The 15,064-nt window shown below is 41.9% G+C and carries 12 protein-coding genes and 1 tRNA gene; 6 read left to right on the top strand and 7 right to left on the bottom strand.

The window, feature by feature from the left end:
• Positions 1-18: 18 nt before the first annotated feature.
• From ACTJJS_RS18120 to ACTJJS_RS18105, 4 genes are read right to left on the bottom strand one after another with little or no spacing between them, the layout of a single operon-like run.
• Positions 19-1,260, bottom strand: a complete 1,242-nt coding sequence (locus ACTJJS_RS18120; RefSeq protein ID WP_440664734.1) for a glycosyltransferase — start codon at positions 1,258-1,260, stop codon at positions 19-21.
• Positions 1,261-1,276: 16 nt separating this feature from the next.
• Positions 1,277-2,224, bottom strand: coding sequence for a hypothetical protein (locus ACTJJS_RS18115; protein WP_440664733.1), 948 nt, complete (start codon positions 2,222-2,224; stop codon positions 1,277-1,279).
• A 36-nt stretch (positions 2,225-2,260) separates the two neighbouring features.
• The gene (locus ACTJJS_RS18110) at positions 2,261-3,571 is read right to left on the bottom strand and encodes a hypothetical protein (protein ID WP_440664732.1); all 1,311 of its coding nucleotides are present in this window, start codon (positions 3,569-3,571) and stop codon (positions 2,261-2,263) included.
• On the bottom strand, positions 3,568-5,766 hold the full coding sequence (locus ACTJJS_RS18105; protein WP_440664731.1) for a peptidase domain-containing ABC transporter: 2,199 nt from the start codon (positions 5,764-5,766) through the stop codon (positions 3,568-3,570). Before ACTJJS_RS18105 ends, ACTJJS_RS18110 begins: the two co-directional genes overlap by 4 nt.
• A gap of 775 nt (positions 5,767-6,541) precedes the next feature.
• Here ACTJJS_RS18105 and ACTJJS_RS18100 point away from each other — a divergent pair.
• The 4 genes from ACTJJS_RS18100 (at position 6,542) to ACTJJS_RS18085 (ending at position 9,499) form a co-directional block, all read left to right on the top strand.
• Complete coding sequence (locus ACTJJS_RS18100) at positions 6,542-6,904, top strand: class I lanthipeptide (protein ID WP_440664730.1); 363 nt, start codon at positions 6,542-6,544, stop codon at positions 6,902-6,904.
• A 191-nt stretch (positions 6,905-7,095) separates the two neighbouring features.
• Positions 7,096-7,374 carry a hypothetical protein gene (locus tag ACTJJS_RS18095; protein WP_440664729.1) on the top strand — a complete coding sequence of 93 codons (279 nt, stop codon included), beginning with the start codon at positions 7,096-7,098 and terminating at the stop codon, positions 7,372-7,374.
• Positions 7,375-7,504: 130 nt separating this feature from the next.
• Positions 7,505-8,755, top strand: a complete 1,251-nt coding sequence (locus tag ACTJJS_RS18090) for a glycosyltransferase (protein WP_440664728.1) — start codon at positions 7,505-7,507, stop codon at positions 8,753-8,755.
• 27 nt (positions 8,756-8,782) lie between these two features.
• Positions 8,783-9,499, top strand: a complete 717-nt coding sequence (locus ACTJJS_RS18085; protein ID WP_440664727.1) for a glycosyltransferase — start codon at positions 8,783-8,785, stop codon at positions 9,497-9,499.
• On the opposite strand, the gene ACTJJS_RS18080 is transcribed toward ACTJJS_RS18085, so the two are convergent.
• Positions 9,473-10,399, bottom strand: a complete 927-nt coding sequence (locus tag ACTJJS_RS18080; protein ID WP_440664726.1) for a lanthionine synthetase LanC family protein — start codon at positions 10,397-10,399, stop codon at positions 9,473-9,475. The genes ACTJJS_RS18085 and ACTJJS_RS18080 overlap by 27 nt on opposite strands.
• 210 nt (positions 10,400-10,609) lie before the next feature.
• Here ACTJJS_RS18080 and ACTJJS_RS18075 point away from each other — a divergent pair, with 210 nt between their 5' ends.
• Positions 10,610-12,853 (top strand): S41 family peptidase, encoded by a 2,244-nt coding sequence (locus tag ACTJJS_RS18075; protein ID WP_440664725.1) that lies wholly within the window; start codon positions 10,610-10,612, stop codon positions 12,851-12,853.
• Between the two features lie 281 nt (positions 12,854-13,134).
• Here the strand turns inward: ACTJJS_RS18075 and ACTJJS_RS18070 are convergent, their stop codons facing one another.
• Positions 13,135-13,776: a hypothetical protein gene (locus ACTJJS_RS18070; RefSeq protein WP_440664724.1), complete on the bottom strand. Its 642-nt coding sequence runs from the start codon at positions 13,774-13,776 to the stop codon at positions 13,135-13,137.
• A 102-nt stretch (positions 13,777-13,878) separates the two neighbouring features.
• On the opposite strand from ACTJJS_RS18070, the gene ACTJJS_RS18065 reads away from it, so the two are divergent.
• Entirely contained in the window at positions 13,879-14,772 is an 894-nt protein-coding gene (locus ACTJJS_RS18065; RefSeq protein WP_440664723.1) for a winged helix-turn-helix domain-containing protein, read from the top strand.
• 68 nt (positions 14,773-14,840) lie between these two features.
• Here the strand turns inward: ACTJJS_RS18065 and ACTJJS_RS18060 are convergent.
• Positions 14,841-14,915: transfer RNA gene (locus tag ACTJJS_RS18060), tRNA-Pro, on the bottom strand.
• Between the last annotated feature and the right edge of the window lie 149 nt (positions 14,916-15,064).

Genomic DNA, 15,064 nt, shown 5'->3' with positions numbered 1-15,064 from the left:
CTGCTGAAGGATTTAATACTACTCGTTCCGCATTGCCATTTTATAGACGCCCAGTGTTTTTCTTCCCATGGAATTAGCACTCAGTTTGCCATCCAGCAACGCAATTGCATTATCGGTTAATTGTTTTCTCAGGCTTTTGCTTTGATATATTTCTTCCATACAGGCGGTCAACGAATGTTGGTCAACGCCAATAAAATCGTCGATCCCCTTTATCATTCTAGCTTTTAAAACGTGTATGCGATCTCTGAAAATCTGAAAGCCGGGTATCTGACTGAGAACCATCGGAAGCCCGTTGCTCATCATTTCCAATACAGCATAACTCGATTGCTCATGATAAGACGGCAATACGCCTGCATGCGCTATTTTATAGAGGTCGTTTAATTTATCCGGGGGAATAAAGCCAGTCAGTATGACTTTACCACAGCCCTCGTGGGCAATCTTATGAGCGGCCACCATATCTCCACCGCCTGCGATCAGTAGTTTTATGTCCGACCGCTGTTTTGAGAACTTCATGAAGGATGTTATCAGATCAAAAATACCCTTGTCCCGGGTGATCCTTCCTACAAAAAGGAAAATAAAATCATCCTCGCGAAAACCATACTGTGACCGAAATAACTGGCTTTTGTTTTCGTTTGGCTGATGAGATGACTTTAATCCGTTGCAGATGATGGCTATTTTGCTCTTTGGCAAGGCATATTGTTGCACTACAAATGATTTTGCCTCTGCAGACAAACAAATGATCCTGTCTGCCAGAAGGCATTGTCTTCGGTCCGTATCGAGTGCGACGAATCTCATATCTCCCGGGGACGCCTGTCTGAGCAGATCATAGTTGTTCTTAAAGGCAGCTCTCCACAGGGAAATGTGTTGTACGAACACCACCTTAAAACCATAGCTTTTGGCGATCACGGCAAGCTGGTACTGAAGAATAGAATTAATATGAAATACCCCTTCATCGATATTCGGCTCCTGCAGGATAACGGAGAAACACACTTTAGCCATATGCGTGGAGATGGAACAATCAATATCCTTCAATACCGGATTATGTGCCTTAAATAATATCTTTATGTTGATGATTTTGTCGGATGTAACAGTGCGGGTAACGCTTCCCGTGTCTGCATATCCCACCTGTATATAATATAGCTTATTGACCTCGGGGCTTTCCGTTAATTGGGGCATAAGGTGTTTACCATAGCTCCCAACACCATATTCACTGCTAAGGCCCAATGTCTCTACAAAAAAAACATCCAATTTTCCTGACATCTTTTAAGTTTAAGGTTTAATTATTGCTTAGATCAATAATAGTAGCAACACTACGTAACAATTGTTCCGGCGGCAGTGAGGCTTCGCACAGTGCCAGCAAAAGACCGGTACTGAGTTGGATCGACTTATCCCTATACAGAAGATCAAACAGCGTGGATATGGATATTCCTGTTGCCGTGATCTGATTGCCCGAAAGACTATCCAATAAATGCAACAACAGAAAACTATCGCACTCCTTTAGCATTTCCAAAGTTTGAAGCAAAGTGTTGATTTCCCGTCGTATTTTTTTAAGGAATTTTCCTGTCTCTTCCCCTCCGCATAATAACCACGCGCTCCAGAGAAGGATTATCTTTTCGCTTGCAGATGTCGCAGTTCTGAACGTTCTGAAGATTTGTTTCAGCAGATCGTTATTATCTGGCAGTGCACTGCCGGGGTGCTGTACGGTGGAATTGTACACTGCCCAGTTAAAAAGATCCCTTGCGCTGAGCGCAGAACGTCTTGCCTGCCTTAAGCTGTCGGCGATGCGTTTTGACGCCCGGAAAACCTGCGGCGCCAACGGTAACTTCTCTGAAGCATTTTTTCGTTTCCTGTCGTTAAGGTAGATCCCTGCCCTTAGTAATGCCGTGATGTTACCGGGATCTGTCCAGCCTTTACAAATACTTTCATCGGTTATATCATAAAAATCATCCACCTCGGTATTTAACATACCATTGTCTGCCATTCGGCCAACAAAAGAGGCAAGGTTAACCAGATAGTCGGATGTATTTCCCGCTTTGGAAGAAGCTGTATCTTTCATCAAATCACCCAGCAGCGCTATGGCCAGATCCAGATACATATCGTTTTCCTGTATCGAATAAACAACGAGGAGATAGTGCATTTTCTCAATTTCATGTCCAATATTTCCATTGAATAAAAATTGATTGACCAGAAATCGGTTGGTCAACAGGTTCAGGTTATCTTCCATCTGTAGCGCGGGTTTATATTCCATAAACAAAGAGAGTTAATAGAGTTTTGAAGAACCGATGAGATTGTAATAGAGTCGCTGCAAGAGCCGCATATCTTTGGTAATGATGATAGCTTGTGCGCCCAACCCTTCCTTGTAAGGGACTTTATATTTCTGACTGGTCACCAGTCCATTGACCAGTTGTATCTTTCCCAGAAAACCGCTGTCGGAGGCTACCTGTGATATATATGTCAACTTTCCCGAGGCGGCGCCAAATTCATTATAAGGATAAGAATTGAAGCGGATCTGTACACTGGCGCCCAATCCGATTTTACCAAAGTTATCCTGCCTGAGATTCGTTTTCATATAATATACTGTCTTCAAGGGAACGATGTATCCGAGGTTGCGGTTCACCGGCACCAATTGGTTGTTCTGAATAAAAGACGAATAAACAATGTTCCCGGTGGTGGACGAGCGGATGGCAAACCGTTCTATCCAACTATTCAGATTGCTCTTGAGGATTTGTATAGCCTGCACAAATTGCACTTTGTTTTGGATTTTGTCATGGATGATCTGCGATATCTCTTTCTCTTTGTCACGCACAACTGATTCGTTGGAAATTAACGAGAACAACAGTTCCTGTTTCGACAACTTTTTATTGATCACTGCGCTGGTCTGTTTCCTGAGTTCATCACGGGAGATAACTTTCTCCTGTTCCAGTTTCTTGTTCATTTCATAGGTCTCTTTCACCAGGTCCAGGTCTTCTTCCGCCAGCTGCTGTTGATCATGTATAACTTGGTTTTTCCTTTTAATCAGATCTATATCATGGGCCAGGTAGGTTATTTTCTGGTCATAGAAACCGTTAACGTAATAATCATTGTACTGCTGCCAGGCTTTTATAAAGTCGGTATAGTAGCCCTGAAGCTCTCCGATATCCATCCCTTTAACTACAATCTCCGGTGAAATGACAGATGTCCTCTCTTGGTCAATTATTTTTTCCAGGGAATCAATGGCAGCGTGCAGCTGCATCACGTCGCGATAGCTCGCTATATTATCAATCCATCCAATAATCGTACCTTCGTTCACAAAATCACCGGTTTTATAGAAGAGTATTTTTATTTTCCCGTCTGTTTTACAAAGGATTTCTTTGGGCGCATTTTCGGAAGTCAGATAGGCATTTGTAGTTATCACGTCCGGATATTTAATAAACCAGGTACCGGCTATCAACAGAAAAAAGATCGATATAATGATGTATATACCCCATTTTTCGACAGGGCCCTGATCCTGGAAAATGATAAGTTTTGCGTCCTCTGAGCGCTCAACACCGTTGATGCTCATCTCTGTAAGTTCTCTTTCAGCTGCTTTCATGACACAACATCTTTTAAACCGAATTGATTCTTTACTAGTTCATAGTACCGGCCTTTCAGGTGGTATAAATCTTCATGAGTACCTTCTTCTGCCACTGTTCCCTGGTGGAGTACAATAATCTTGTCGGCATTTCTGATGGTGCTCAGCCTGTGTGCCACCACTACGACAGTACGTCCATCAAAAAAATCGTTCAGATTTTCGATGATTTCTTTTTCGTTGTTGGCGTCGAGGGCATTCGTGGCCTCATCAAAAAAAATGAACCGCGGATCTTTGTATAAAGCTCTTGCTATCAGCATCCTTTGTCGTTGCCCCTGGCTGATACCTACTCCATCTGTGCCCAGCTTGGTATTAAAACCATTGGGAAGTGACTGAATAAAGGACAGAATATTGGCGATGCGGCAACATTTAATGAGTTTGTCGGTGTCTATTGCCTCTGATCCCAGTGCAATATTTTGAGAGATACTTTCATTGAAAATATAGCCATCCTGTTGTACAACCCCGGATATGCTTCGCCAATAAGAAGGACTAATGTTCTGAAAATCTGTCTGCGAAATTTCAATACTTCCTTCGTACTCATAATACGACTTCATTAAAATCTTTAACAAGGTAGTTTTGCCACCACCACTCACTCCCACAATGGCAGTAATTTTCCCGATAGGAATAGAGAGATTAATGTTGTCCAGCACTTTTGTATCTGATCCCGGATAGGAAAAACAAAGCGACTTCAGTTGAATGTCTTTGCCATCTGGCAATGTATTGATAAACTGGCGGGAAGATGGCTCTTCTTCTTCCACTTTATGAATATCGTTCAATCGCTCCAGGCTTATTTTGGCATCCTGCGTACTCTGTATGTAGCCAATGAACTGGCTTACCGGCCCGGACAACTGTCCGATGATATATTGTACGGCAACCATCGTACCAAGGCTAATGGTGCCATCAATCACTTGTTTGGAAACGATTAATGTAAGCAGAATATCTTTACTTTGGCTGATCAGTAAACCACCTGCGGACTGAATCTGGTTATAATCCATACTCTTAAATCCAAATTTAAATACAGCCGCCTGGATCTTTTCCCAATCCCAACGTTTAACCTGTTCTGCATTATTAAGTTTTATCTCCTGCATTCCCTGGATCATCTGAATTGTCATATTTTGCGCCTTGGCGCCCAGTTCAAAGCTCTGATAGTTCAGTTTTCGACGGACACCTAAAAACAATCTTATCCAAAGGGAATAGACAAGGTTACCTAAAACGAAGACTGTGAACAGTTGTATACTATAGTTCAACAGGATAACGGAATAGATAATAAAATTAATAACCGATGTAGTGATCCCGAGGGCGGTACTGGTCATAAACCCTTGTATAACACCATGGTCCCCCAGACGCTTCAGTGTGTCTCCGGTATGGTACTTGTCAAAATAGGAGATAGGCAACCTTGAGAGCTTAATCCAGAAGTCAGACAGGATGGAGATATTGAGTATATTAGACATCCTGTAGGAAACACGGCTTTGAATAAAATTCACGATGGTGCTGCTGATTAGCATCACCAGCTGGGCGATGATAATAACCTTAATAAACCCGAAATTTCTCCCATTAATACCAATATCTATAGTGCTCTGCATAATAAAAGGGGCAATCATCTGAAGCAGCAGACCAAATACAAAAGCAGCGAAGATCCTATAGATTTGTTTTCGCGCCAGCTTAAGATAGGAGAAAAAAAATGTCCAGTCAAGTTTGGTTTCTTCTTCATCTTCTTCCTGATAGAACCTTGGTGACACTTCGATAAGTAATGCAGTGCCGACCGGCGTTTTATTTTTATTAACGGCGGCTATCCATCCATCCAGAAATTCCTGTTTTGTGTACCAGATAATGCCTCCACCTGGATCAGCAATTTTTACTTTACCCGATTTGCTCTTCTTCAGAAAAACGATAAAATGGTTTTGTTGCCAGTGAAGGATACAGGGAGAGCCATTCAATACACTAAGGTCATCAAACCCCATCTGTACAGCCCGCGGGCGAAGCCCGATTTTCTCAGAAACTTTGCTGAGAGCCAGCATGGAGACACCTCCTCTGTTAAAACCAGTGAGGTTCCTGAGTGTTTCCATCGAATAATTTTTGCCATAGTACTTTGCAATCATTCTGATGCACGTAGCACCACAATCCTTGGCATTCGCTTGTTTGTAGAACTGGAAACTCATCTTTACAGGATTTACAACGCGGTTAACAGGTTTAACTTTTTAAAAATAAGGGACTAGATTTTACCGTGACAAAGATTATCCTACAATGTTTTTAGTGGCCCATGTAATGGCAGTTATTTCAAACAATTTATGGATAATGATTCAAGAGAACACAAAAATTAAAGACTCGATAAATTCGAAAAATCTGTTTTCAACATGCTTATTGTCCTTTTTGTTTAGAGTGCTGATTATTCAAACATCATGTATTTATCAAGCATACGAATGTTTTAGAATTTCTAGAATTAAACAGTACATTAGTTTATGTCAATTAGAATCAAAATTCAAAGAGAATCCTGACCAACAACCCAACACATTATTTCTTGTGAAATCTGAACATTGAGCATTACCTATCGCCATATTGTTTGTGTGCAGAAGCTATGATAGAAGTTAACCGATGGCAGTTTATGATTTGTAATAGCAATGTGTGTAAGTGAAATCCTGTTCCACATGATTGTAAATTAACAACAGATAATTATGATGTTTTTGAATAACCCTTCAAAGTCGCAGTAACCTCATGAATTCCGCATAACAATACATTTCAGTGTGCGTGCCTATAATAACATCGACTGAAGTTGTAAATGGATTTACAACTTCAGGAGAGATGTATTTGTGCTGCCATCATCAGATGGCGGGAGTAGGCTGTTATGCCCGGAAGGAGGGTGCGAGTTTACCTTTTTCATTGTTATCCGTCGACATAACAATGTTTCCTTTCCTAACAATTTAAATAAATGCAAAAATGAAAAAGAAAATTATCAAGAAGCTATCCTTCACCAAGGAAGACATTACTGATCTTAGCCAGGAAGAGCAGGGCTATATGATTGGAGGTGTTGCACCAACTTTTGTAGATCCTGCTCATGGTGGCTATTGTACGCAGGTTGGTTGCGGAACAGTTACCGCTGGACCTTCCAACTGCACCCAGGGGTGTACCGGTCCTTGCCCGAGCGCTGCACAGACCGGATGTAGCCCTTCCAGCACCTATCTGGATTGTGCGCACACCAACCTTAACATATGCTTTTCGAGCGTCAATTGCACGAAGGCAGAATGCACCGGACAATGCCCTGCAACTTATAAAGATGCGACTTGTGGCTGTCATAGCTAAGTAACCTTTTATGCTTAACCGGTCATACAATTTTATGAATAAAAAATTGTGTTACCGGAACTCAGAAGATGTTTCATGCATATGTAAAACATCTTTTTCCTGTTAAAGAAAGGAGGTAAGGTTTAATGCCTTACCTCCTTTAAGCAGCTTACCAGCTACCCAGGGTTCTATTCTTAACCAACAATTTAATTATGAAAAAGAAAATAGTAAAAACACTGGCGTTCAAAAGAGAACACATCTCCGACCTGACAGAGGAAGAGCAACGTTATATGCTCGGTGGCGATGTCATGGCCACAGCTGTTTATTGTGGAACGGCTACGCAAATAACAGCCTGCGGGCAATGTCCTGTTACCAACGAATGCTCTATAGCCGGGTGTCCGCCGGCTACGGTAAGATGCACCGTGGAATGCACTGTAGTTGGTTGCACATCACCTTACACAAACGGACCTACACTTGCGGCATGCCATTAGAGGGTTTGCAAATCTTTGGATGCCACCTGAAGCTATGTGTATCATTTATGTTTCTTGTTGTGAGAAGTAGCGCAATAGCGAGTCTTCTTTTAACAAGAAACAGCAGTCTGAATTAAACGTTCATCAAGGTATGAATATCGTATTTTTTGAATCCGAAGGCACCAGCAGGAAGTACGGGCTGAGCACCTATGCGCTGAATATTGTCAACGGAATAAAAGGCGTTGCAGGTGTCAGATTCTATCATGTTCACCTGTTATCAACAAAGGTGAGTGAAGTCTGCATACAGGAAGAGGGAAATGTGGTAGACATCTTCATTCCTTTTGACGTACGAAAGATGAGTGGTTTTTTTATTACCAGGCTGACGGCCAGGGCTGCCTATTGTCTGGTCAGTGAAGTAGCTGACCTCTCTTTACCCACGGTTTTTCACTTGAACAGTAATTTACAATGGAGTATTTGTGAACTACTGAAAGGATACTCCTGGAACAGCATTATCTATACCGTACATCTTTCTCTATGGAAAGAGCTATTCGATAATGATCATGAAAAGTTTTTAAAGGCACGGGCCCAGCGGGATGATAAGATGCTGATTTTTATCGATATGGAAATGAACATATGTAGTGCCGCTTCTCAAATCATATGTCTGACAGCAGACACAAAAGAATACATTATCAATGACTACGGAATACCGGCCCAAAAAATAGCACTGATTGGTAATGGTATCCAGGTACCGGTTTTAGACAGTCAGGAGGATGTACTCTCCATAAAAGAAGAGCTGGGCCTTATCCCCCGGGAACAAATTGTCATGTTTGCAGGACGGTTGCATCCCACGAAAGGACTGTCATTTCTGATTGATGCATTTAAACTCGTGCTAAAAAAACGAAAGAACGTAAGACTGATCATCGCGGGAAATGAACACGTTGCTCATTTTGGCGGCTTTGAGAATTACATTGACAAGTGCAATGGAGCAAGAAGTTATATAACATTCACGGGCTATCTGGAAAAAGAAGAGTTGTATAAATTTTACAGGCTTGCGGATGTTGGCGTAATTCCCTCTCTTCATGAACAAAGTTGTTATGTGGGCCTGGAAATGATGTCAAACGGGCTGCCCATGATCGTATGTGATATCCCCGCTTTTGAGCAGGTTGTTGAACACAACGTTTCAGCACTGAAGGTAAAATTGGACAAGGACAAGGTGAGCCCCGACATTCAGGAGATGGCTGATGCTATTATAAGGCTGTTGTCTGACCCGCTGTTTGCAGCTCAAATGAAAGAAAAAGCCAGGGAAGCAGTACTGGAGCAATTCAGCTCTCAGCGGATGGTGAATCAGCTGATGGCAACATATAGAAAAGTGACAGAAACAGCTGCGATCCCCTTTTTATAATATGTAATAGATAAATTATGGTATATTATGGATAATAAGATTATTCAGAGCTTGTGGGTAGGCTCTTCCCGGCTTTCAACCATGGAGCTGCTTTGCATTAATTCCTTTGTTAAGAACGGTCATGATTTTCATCTCTACGTATATGACGAAATAGAGAATATTCCTTCCGGGACCGTGCTGATGGATGCCAGCCAGATTGTTCCTTCAGAGGTGGTATTTCAGGACGGCGGCACATGGGCCCATTTCGCGGACTATTTTCGTTATTGTTTGCTCTATAAAAAAGGTGGATGGTGGGTGGATATGGATAGCATCTGTCTGAAATATTTTGATGTACCTGAAGAATATTGCTTTTCTTCGGAGTATGACAGGTTTGGCAATATCATTTTGAACTGTGGCAACATCAAGGCTCCCGCACATGCAGAATTTTTAAAAGAATGCATTGACTACATCAATGCCAGGGGATTTGACAACCTTTACTGGGGAGAAATCTCCCTAAAACTGATGAAAAAAGTACTGGATACCTATGAATCTGAAGAGTATATGAGATCACCGGAGGTATTTTGCCCGCTTGATACAATGGAGGTACACCGCTTAATTGACGGACGTCCGTATAGTATTCCGGAAGAGAGCCTGGCTATCCATCTGTGGAATGAACTTTGGCGTCGCAACGGCTTTAATAAAGACTGGAGTTATGCTCCCGGCTCGCTGTATGAGAAACTAAAGCGACAATATCTGGTTCAATAAAAGTATATGGTTAATACCGATCACTATCAGGTCCGGAAGCTCTTCCGGCAAAATAGTTTTGTCCAAGTAGTCGCTGAATTTTCCAGTATGCCCGCCGGTGCTTGTTGTACCTGACAGGAGTGCCAATGTGGAACGGTTTTTTTCATAAACAGGCATGGGCGCTTCAGCGTCGTTGTTATGTTTGGCAATGGCTGCGGCGATCGATTCCTTTATAGCACAATCCTGATGAGGCATGGTAAACAATAACATCCAATAGCAGTCTGGCATTTGTATCGTGACGATAGCAGGTGCATCCGGGAAAGACATGATATGACCCGCGAGCCGGAGAGAAGTATGTTTTAGCAGTATTGCGTCGAGGATCGCCAGTTTAAAATAATATTTATGCAGCTGGTTGACAGGCAGATTATTAAGTTTATAGATAATTTTCTCCAGATGTTGATATAACTGCTGAGCAGCAGCAGGGTCTAGCTGTTGGGTCACTTCGGTTTGCAACCTGTATGTCCAATAGAAGGCAATATCAATTAATACATCCGGAGCTGTTGCAACGGATGTCGAAAAAATATCCGTTATATTGATCAGTTCTTTATCAATAGGTGATAAAAAATCATTCAACTCAATATCAAGGAAATCTGACTCATAAAGATATATCAGGGCAGCGCCAATTCCGGTAATCCCTTTACTGAGAGAAAGGTCTGGTTGCTGGCGGGTATTACTTTCTTTCTCGATTAAGATTTCCAGCAGCTCCGCGGCAAAATCACTATATACTGTTTTACCGGTAGCCCGGAAATAATGAAAGAAAAAAATGCAGGCACCAGCCTTGCCCTCCAGTCCATTGCAAATAAGGGCTATTGTGTTTGTCAGTAAAATATTTTTTAACCGAGCAACTAAGGGATTTTCCATGCACGTGATTGTTTAACTGGGTTGAACATTTAATCGGGATGCTTGTGGGATTGTCTGCCAAATGCTAATCTGGACCATATGATCCTTTGGTGAAAATATGGATTTCCTTTGAATAGTGAGTCCTGATAAGTTGATATATTTTTTGGTCTTCTTTGTTTTGTTACTCATTTCTTCTATCTTAAACACTGTAACAATGAACCCTGTTTTGATATGCATTATTCACCTTTGTTAAAAAGAGGATGGCTCCTGTGTTTTGTTTTCTTCTTTGTCCCAGTTCTGGTTGTGGCGCAGCAATCTTATCGCTTTACACAACAGGGATGGAGGCCACTGGTTTATCAGGGAGACCGATATGAGCTGAAGACAGCTGCAGATGATACCGTTCAACTGAAATATGGCAGTATTTCCAGAAGTAGGGCTATAGACAGCCTTTCTTGGCTGAATAATGTTTTTTTCCTGGATTCCGTTGTTACAAAAGGGGCAATAGTGCTGACCTGTGAGTTTAAGACGGATAGCCTGACAGATGCAAACGATGCAGGCATTTCCATACAGGGAAGTCAGAATGACCAGCCCCCCTTTGTTTTCAGAAACCTTTCCCTTGAGAGTATTAAAGGCCGTGATACAGTTAATTATGTTTACCTGGTTATCCCATTTGAAACACCTATAAATAAAATAGTCGGTTTTGTATATCTGAAAAAACCCGGTAGCGTGCAGGTAAAAAATCTGAAAATTACCGTCACAAAAGGTGAGTTTGATCCGGTGTGGAAATCAACATATGCAGAAAAGGTAAAGTCCGACAGCCTGTTGATAAAAAAGATAGCTTTATTTGTGAAGGTATGGGGATTCCTGAAGTATTATGCCGCTTCAATCAGTGAAAAGAAGGTGGATTGGGATGACGTATTTATAAAATACATCCCAGCTGTGTTTGGAACTGGTGATACAGATGGCCTGAAGAAACAACTGAACGATCTGATCGTCGCTTCACAGACAGGCAAATTGGGAAAGATATCACCCGTTAACGCTTTTTCAGCAGCGCAGTTGATAAACTGTGATGACAGCTGGCTGTATAAATCCACATTGCTCCCTAAACAGGTACGTGGTAAATTATTAAACTTAAAGGAAAACTTCCGGGCATTTGATAATTACTATGTATCGGTAGGCGATAATGATTTTGCTCCCAACCCTAAATTCCAGCACGAAAAACCTTACAGCATGTATGAGTTGCCGGACATGAGATACCGGCTATTGATGCTTGCAAGGTACTGGAATATCATTCAATACTATTATCCTTACAAATATGCTATGGGCAGTAGCTGGGATAAGGTGCTGGAGGAATATATTCCCGCCTTCATAACAGCAACCAGCCGGAATGCCTATGTAGCTACTGCTTTGCGATTGAATACCGAGATTAATGATGGTCATGCTGCATTAGTCGCCGGAGTGAATAACCTGGTCTTTTGGACGGCGGTGTATGGGAATGGAAAACTCGCGGTACTGCCTGTGCAGTTAAACGTAATGGATAGTAACCGGGTGGTAGTAAGTCAGATTGATACAGGATTTTCACGTAATACTGGTATTAAAGCCGGGGACAAAATACTGGCGATCAATAATCAGCAGATATCAGCCTATGTTTCGAATCTTGTCAACTATATTGGTGGTGGCAGGATAAATATGAAGTATCATTATATTTCCCGGTCCAATCTGCTCACGGGTATATGCCTGGCAAGTGATTCGTTGTCATTGAAATATATGACGAAAGACGATAGTACAGGCATGGCCACTCAGATGATATCCCCGGCGTTTTATAAAAACTACGCATCCTTTATCGGAAAAAACATGATGGGGCCGATTCTGGAAGAAGCCGCGGATCCTGCCGTCAGGATGCTGAGTGATTCGATATTATATGTGGATGCTGCCAGGTATTCCCAAAAAGATACCACACAATTCATGCTGTTATTCCCATTAGCAAAGAAAGCAATTATAGACTTCAGGAAATATCCTTCTTTGGATGCTTTGAGAATAACAGCATATTTCATTCCGCAGGAAACCCATTATGTCAATTTTATGTACCCGGGGACCCATCCGGGAATATTGGAGAAAAAAGTGGAAGGCAGGACAGCCGGCAACAAATTACCGTTATTCCAGGGAGAACTGGCCTTGTTAATTGACGAAGGAACACAAAGCAGAGGAGAGTTTAACACGATGATGTTTCAGGCATATAAGCATGTTAGGCTTTTTGGCAGGACAACAGCGGGAGCGGATGGCAATGTCAGCTTTATACCCGGTATCGGAATAGAAGGCTTCACTTTTTCCGGTGTACGTATTACCTATCCTGACAACAGCGAAACGCAGCGGACTGGTATAAAGCCCGATGTTGAGGTACCTCTTTCCCTGCAAGAAGTGCTGGGAAAGAGAGATGTTATATTACAAACAGCGATACAGTATCTGACCAAGTAGCACCGGTACGACATTAAATATTACCACCCAAACTCCGGGGTATGAAGCCTTACAATTGTTTGTAAGTCGCTTGCAGGCTGCCCCTCCTTTATTTCTTTTTTGTTTTACATTCCGAACCATACTCATAGAAACCTTCGAGGTAGCCCCCCCCGGAGTAGCCATCGTGTCCTTTACTGAAACTATCTTGTATTACATTTGTTTGGTTTTGTCCACGGGAAGTATAAAAAACAAACATCAGGAACAAAGCATATATGTCCGTGTATTTTTCATGATTTATTTACTCAGCAACCACCTTTGCGAGAGGCACGTTTGTAAATTATTTTACTATCCCGTTCTACATAATCGCCCGATACTATCGGATATGAATACTTGGGCGCGTGCGATACGCTATGGCTTTTTATAATTATCTTGTCGTCAACTTTCAGACTATGCAATTGCTGAAATTCATTGTTAAAGTTCAAAAAATTCCAGTCAGACTTTTCCGGCCCAAAACTAAGAATATAATCTTCCCCATTAATTCTGGCCATCACTCCGAAACCTAATCGTGAGCCTGGCGGCAGAGAAAGAGAGGTTACAACAGCCTCCATATTTGTAAAATTACTTATATGATTCCTTATTTTAGCAGCACCGGCAAGTACTTTTTTACCTTCGGGGGACGCTTCCCATTGTTTGTACTTTATACCAGCAGGGGTAGCCTCCCATCTCTCCCTTTCTGCTTTCATTTCAGCGGCAGAGAGTGGCTTCGGGGTTGATTTTTTAGAAGTATCATTTTTGATTTCGCGATTAGCAAATACCAGTCCGCCTGCCACAACCAGCGGTAAGATCAGCGCGTAAATAACTTTTTTCAAATTTTTTGTAGATTTAAACATAGATCTACCTTCTGATAAATCAGGTCCGTTTAAGGCATTTTTTAGATTTTTCATATCTTATAAAATTGATTTCAACGAAAGTAACTTCCTATTTTTCAGCCTGGAAATCAGGATTGTAAATAAAAATGTAACCTTTGTAAATAAATCGTAAACAGTATGCCTGGCCGCCCAAACCTCCTCTCCGGAAAACGCAAATACCTGTTCGGTTTGATACTGTTCTTGTTTATCTCGATCATCACCGTGGCTTTCAGCCTGGAGGGAAATGACGATTTTGATATTTCCAGAAGAGAAGTTTTACTCCGCAAGATTGGACATGAACTCCTTTTACAGTCGGGCGACAATAAGTCAAGGGTGCTCCCGGTAAAAAAGATCGCAGAAAATGAATATCTAATCAGCTTTGAGCATGATCTTACCTTTCAACCAGACTCCCTGGTGAATACCACCCGGCGTTTGTTGTCACAAGACCCTCTTGCACGTGATTATGTTGTTAACGTACTGAACTGTAGTAATTCCAGCGTTGCCTATGGATACGCCATATCCAAAAATAAAAAAGATGATATCATAGCATGCATGGGAAGAGAGCAACCCAGTGCGTGTTATATGATTAATATTAAATTCAAATCAACAGGCGGCCACACTGCAAAAAATGTATATCTTCTGGGCAGCCTGCCATTTCTGGCATTTGTTGGTTTTCTTTTTTTGAGATCAGTTAAGCCGCAAAACACTCCGCCCAGGGAAGACCAGCAGACAGGCATGATTACTTTGGGCCCCGTTTTGTTTGATGCGAACAATCGTAAGCTTATCATAAATGGGCAAACGACAGAATTAACCGGTACTGAATCCCGTGTATTGCACATTTTCGCATTGTCTCCTAACGAGACTATTGAGAGAAGCAGGCTTCAAAAAGAGATATGGGAAGATGAAGGAGTTATTGTAGGCCGTAGTCTGGACATGTTCATATCAAAACTCAGGAAAAAACTGGAACCTTATCCGAATATTAAAATTGTGGTGATACGTGGGAAAGGATATAGGCTTGAAATTAGCGCCTGAGAAGTTTTCTTACCGGGAATGGTTAAAACAAAAAAGCCCTGCATAAATGCAAGGCTTTTTTGTTTCCGTCGGGGCGGCAAGATTCGAACTTGCGACCTCCTGCTCCCAAAGCAGGCGCGATAACCGGGCTACGCTACGCCCCGAAGTCCCCTTGGACCCACCTTTCAGTACTTTGTTTCCTGATTAGTGGAGTGCAAAGGTAGGGATATTACAATGATATCCAAAAAAATTTCAAATAAAAAAACATTATCAGCTGAAGACGCCCAGTAGGAGGGCATCTTCAGCTGATATT

This window comes from Chitinophaga sp. 22308, assembly GCF_052045305.1.
GTDB lineage: Bacteria > Bacteroidota > Bacteroidia > Chitinophagales > Chitinophagaceae > Chitinophaga > Chitinophaga varians_A.
This window is presented reverse-complemented; position numbering and strand designations above follow the sequence as displayed.